Source organism: Pseudomonas sp. NDM (genome assembly GCF_003105095.1).
GTDB classification, from domain to species: Bacteria; Pseudomonadota; Gammaproteobacteria; order Pseudomonadales; family Pseudomonadaceae; genus Aquipseudomonas; species Aquipseudomonas moraviensis_A.
On sequence record NZ_QETJ01000253.1, the window covers coordinates 1 to 4,464 of the forward strand.

The 4,464-nt window shown below is 60.3% G+C and carries 6 protein-coding genes; 4 read left to right on the forward strand and 2 right to left on the reverse strand.

The features are described from left to right. Window positions 1-99 precede the first annotated feature (99 nt). On the reverse strand, window positions 100-585 hold the full coding sequence (locus DCO47_RS25845; protein ID WP_042607234.1) for an N-acetyltransferase: 486 nt from the start codon (window positions 583-585) through the stop codon (window positions 100-102). Window positions 586-726: 141 nt separating this feature from the next. Here DCO47_RS25845 and DCO47_RS25850 point away from each other — a divergent pair, with 141 nt between their 5' ends. The 3 genes from DCO47_RS25850 to DCO47_RS25860 are packed head-to-tail and all read left to right on the forward strand — an operon-like array spanning window position 727 to window position 2,765. Then, window positions 727-1,152: a nuclear transport factor 2 family protein gene (locus DCO47_RS25850; protein ID WP_110646585.1), complete on the forward strand. Its 426-nt coding sequence runs from the start codon at window positions 727-729 to the stop codon at window positions 1,150-1,152. Between the two features lie 40 nt (window positions 1,153-1,192). Further along, on the forward strand, window positions 1,193-1,537 hold the full coding sequence (locus tag DCO47_RS25855; protein WP_116659217.1) for a YciI family protein: 345 nt from the start codon (window positions 1,193-1,195) through the stop codon (window positions 1,535-1,537). Next, a complete protein-coding gene (locus DCO47_RS25860) occupies window positions 1,530-2,765 on the forward strand; it encodes an RNA polymerase sigma factor (RefSeq protein ID WP_116659218.1) in 1,236 nt (411 codons plus the stop codon). Before DCO47_RS25855 ends, DCO47_RS25860 begins: the two co-directional genes overlap by 8 nt. A gap of 233 nt (window positions 2,766-2,998) precedes the next feature. Here DCO47_RS25860 and DCO47_RS25865 read toward each other — a convergent pair whose 3' ends face one another. Next, window positions 2,999-3,853: a LysR family transcriptional regulator gene (locus tag DCO47_RS25865; protein WP_116659219.1), complete on the reverse strand. Its 855-nt coding sequence runs from the start codon at window positions 3,851-3,853 to the stop codon at window positions 2,999-3,001. A gap of 89 nt (window positions 3,854-3,942) precedes the next feature. On the opposite strand from DCO47_RS25865, the gene DCO47_RS25870 reads away from it, so the two are divergent. Further along, window positions 3,943-4,380: a multidrug/biocide efflux PACE transporter gene (locus DCO47_RS25870; RefSeq protein WP_116659220.1), complete on the forward strand. Its 438-nt coding sequence runs from the start codon at window positions 3,943-3,945 to the stop codon at window positions 4,378-4,380. Window positions 4,381-4,464 lie beyond the last annotated feature (84 nt).

Below are 4,464 nucleotides of genomic sequence, written 5' to 3' on the forward strand. Positions count from 1 at the left end.
ATCTTTTGATCTTGATCTTCAAAAGCCAGATCAAAAGATCGCAGCCTTCGGCAGCTCCTACAGAGGATCGTGGCGTGTCAGCAGAGAGTTTCTGGATATTCAGAAAACCAGCCCCATCCGCCGCTCGTACCCAATCCGTCCCTTGTACGCTTCGCCGCTGTCGACGTAGCCATGCCTGGCATACAGCGCAATCGCCGCTTCGTTATCGGCGTCCACCGACAATTCCAGCCCCTTGATCTCCGGCCATGCTTCACGCGCGACGGCGGGCAGTGCTTGCAGACAAGCCTTGCCGTAGCCCTTGCCTTGGGCGCGGCGATCGACCTGCAAGGCATGCAACGTGGCGCTGTGTTCGTCGGCCCAGTCGGGCAATACCGGCGGGCGCTTGAGCAGCAAAAATGCCACCGGCACGTCGTCAGCCAGCAGGGCAAAACCCTTTACCCCGGGGCCGGGTTTCGAGAGAAGAGTGTGCAACGCACCGTGGATGTCGCCGGAGAATCTGATCTGCTCGGGGTGGATTTCAATGGCCTCGACTTGCTGACGCTGCAAAGGGCTGAGGCTGTCGTACGGCACGAGTTGGGCTGACACGGGAATTTCCTTTTTCCTACAAAGAATGAGCCTCGGATTCTAGCGACATTGTCATCGGCGGATTTTTTTGTTTGCCTTGTCGATCTGCGCAAAGGGCAAACGACTAAGGGTGTCTTCACAACAAAAACCACGGAGAACACCATGAGCGCACAGACTGATATCCAGACCCTGATCAACACCTACCGCGAAGCGGTGATGGCCAAGGACGTCGAAAAAGTCATGGCCCTGTATGCCGATGACATTGTCTCGTTCGATGCGATCAAGGCCCTGCAATTCAAGGGCAAAGCGGCCTACCGCGCGCACTGGGTGGAGTGCATGGAAATGTGCCCCGGGCCGCACATCTTCGAATTCCACGAAATCGCCATCGAAAGCGCCGACAACATTGCCTTCGCCCACTGGGTGGCCAACTGCGGCGGCACCAATGACAAGGGCGAAACCCAGAGCTGCTGGATGCGGGTTACCGCCTGTTACCGCCAAATCGGCGGGGCGTGGAAGATCGCTCACGAGCACTGGTCGGCACCGTTCGATCCGATGAGCGGCGCGACGCTGTTCGATGTGACCCCCTGATCTTCAGCCATAGTTGATCCGTTCGAATCAGGAGATCGCCATGAAATACCTATGCCTGGTCTACAGCGATGAACGCCTGCTGCACTCGTCGCCCGACAGTCCCGAGGACGCCGAATGCTCGGCCTACGCCGAGTCGGTGCAGTGCAGCGGGCGGATGATCGCCGCCGAAGCGCTGGAGTCGGTAGAGACCGCAACCACCGTACGGATGCGCAACGGCAAGTTGTCGATCACCGACGGGCCTTTCGCTGAAACCAAAGAGCAACTCGCCGGTTTCTACCTGATCGATGCCAAGGATCTCAACGAAGCGATTCAGGTCGCCGGCAACATCCCGGCAGCCCGGGTCGGCAGCGTTGAGGTGCGCCCGGTGCGGCAGTTGAATGTCTGACGTCCGGGCGCGGGTCGAGCTGGTCTACCGCGACGAGTCGCGGCGGATCCTGGCGACGCTGATTCGCCTGCTTGGTGATTTCGACCTCGCTGAAGAGGCCTTGCACGAGGCGTTCTTCGTCGCGGTCGAGCGCTGGCAGCGCGACGGCGTGCCGGACAACCCGCGCACCTGGCTGGTCTCGACCGGACGATTCAAAGCCATCGATGTGTTGCGTCGGCGCGCGCGGTTCAAGGCCTCGCAACCGCTGCTGCTGGCGCAACTCGATGAGCTGGAACAGGCTGACTGGAGTGGCGAGGACGTGGAAGATGATCGCTTGCGGCTGATCTTCACCTGCTGCCACCCGGCCCTGGCGGCGGATGCGCAAGTGCCGCTGACCTTGCGCGAAGTCTGCGACCTCACCACCGAAGAAATCGCCCGTGCTTTTCTCTCGGCGCCGGCGGCGATTGCCCAGCGCATCGTGCGCGCGAAAGCCAAGATCCGCGACGCGAAAATCCCTTATCAAGTGCCTACGCTGAACGAATTGCCCGAGCGCCTCGACAGCGTGCTGCGGGTGATCTATCTGGTGTTCAACGAAGGCTATTCGGCCTCGGTTGGCGCCGAGCTGACCCGCGAGGATCTGACGCGCGAATCGATTCGGCTGGGGCGCTTGTTGATGGAGTTGCTGCCGGAACCCGAAGTCATGGGCCTGCTGGCGCTGATGCTGCTGCACGAATCACGCCGGCCGGCACGCACCTCGCCGAGTGGTGAGCTGGTGCTGCTCGACGATCAGGATCGCGCGTTGTGGGATGCCGGGTTGATGGCTGAAGGCTGCGCGCTGGTCGAGCGCGCGCTGAGTACACGACGCTTCGGGCCGTATTGCCTGCAGGCGGCGATTGCAGCGGTGCATGCGGAAGCACCGTCGGCGGCGGAAACCGACTGGCGGCAGATTGTCGGGCTGTACGATGTCTTGCTGCGCGCGGTGCCCTCGCCGGTGATCGAGCTGAACCGGGCAGTGGCGGTGGCCAAGCGTGATGGAGCGTTGGCCGGGTTGTCATTGATAGAAGGGATTTTGGCCCGAGGCGAGTTGCAGGATTACCACTTGGCGCATTCGGCGCGGGCGGAGTTTTGCCGGCAGTTGGGCCGGGTGGAGGAGGCGCGGGCTGCGTATCAGCGGGCGCTGGAGTTGACGCGGCAGGAGCCGGAGCGGCGGTTTATTCGAGGACGGATCAAGGCGCTGGGACTGCCCTGAGTTTGGCGCTCTCGCGACGGTGGGCAGCCTGTGGATTGCCCTCACCCTAACCCTCTCCCAGAGGGAGAGGGGACTGATTGGGGGATATTGGAGAGATTCACCGACTTGAACGAATTGTCTTGAATCCATAATCGATAAGGTTTTTCAGGTCGATGCATAACGCCAGACACCTCGGTCGGCCCCCTCTCCCTCCGGGAGAGGGCTGGGGTGAGGGGCTTTTGATCTTGGCAGCTTTATTCGAGCATCTTGCTCAACAACCAGCTCCCCGCCGGCCCCGGCGGATATAGCCGCGACCACAAGGCATCGACAAACACCGGTTTCGGCCAGCCGCGCACGTCCACTTCAATCAGCAAATCATTGGCATAGCGCTGCACCAGCCACCTCGGCAATGGCGCCCAGCCAAATCCCTTTTCCGCCATTTCCAGCAGCATCAGATAACTCGGCGCCGACCACACCCGGCCTTTGCCACGGCTGTCATAGGGATTGACGATGGTCGCCAGGCGCAACTCGCGATGTTGCTCGAGGATCTGCTGGTCGACATGCTCCAGCTTGGCCAACGGATGCTCGCGGCTGATGAACAGGGCAATCTCCGTGCGCTCGGCGACGGTCGAGGTGACCAGATCCGGCGGGTAGTTATCCTGCATTTCCGCGAAGGCCAGATGCGCCCTGCCGCGCTGGACCAGTTCGATCAGGTCATCGCATTCGGCAATCAGGCATTCCAGCTCCAGCTCTGGATATCGCTGCTCGAAACTCACCAGTGCCGCCTCGAAACGATACGACTGATAGGTATCGGAAATCGCCACGGTCAGCTTCGGCTCGATGCCTTGCGCCAATTGCCGTGCGCTCATCTCCAGGCGACTGGTGGCGGCCAGAATCGCTTCGGCTTTCTGCAGCATGACGTGGCCGGCGGGGGTGAGCGTGGGTTTGCGGCTGCTGCGGTCAAACAGTTGCAAATCCAGATCGATTTCCAGACTGGCGACCGCTGCGCTGATGGTCGACTGACTGCGCCCCAACTTGCGCGCAGCGGCGGAAAACGAGCCTTGCGTCGCCGCCTGCACAAACGCCAACAGCACTTCCTGCGAAACCATGAACTATCGCCTTGATCGATGGTTATTGGTTATGAAGTATCGGGAATCGGTTGGATCATGGCAACCATCGTCAAACAAGGAGTCAGGCCATGACTGTCTACAAGTCCATCACCGAACGCGTGTTCCAGGCTGTCGGGTTCGAATTTCTCGCCATCCTCATTTGCACACCGCTGCTGGCGTGGATCATGCAAAAACCTCTGCTCGACATGGGGGCCGTGACCGTACTCATTGCGATGTTGGCGCTGGCATGGAACGTGGTGTTCAACCGTTTTTTCGACCGTGCTCTGGCGCGAATGAATCTGTCGCATAACGCCTGGGTGCGGGTGGTGCATGCATTGTTGTTCGAAGGTGGACTGATCGTGATGGGCGTGCCGCTGATTGCCTGGTGGCTGTCGGTCAGCCTGTGGCAGGCGTTGTTGCTCGACATCGGCGTGCTGCTGTTTTTCCTGCCGTATACCTACGTCTATCACTGGGGTTATGACGTCCTGCGCGAACGCTTCATGGCGCGCCGCGCCTATGAAAGCTAACGCCGATCCCCCTGTAGGAGCTGCCGAAGGCTGCGATCTTTTGATTTTGTTTTTTGAAAATCAAAGTCAAAAGATCGCAGCCTT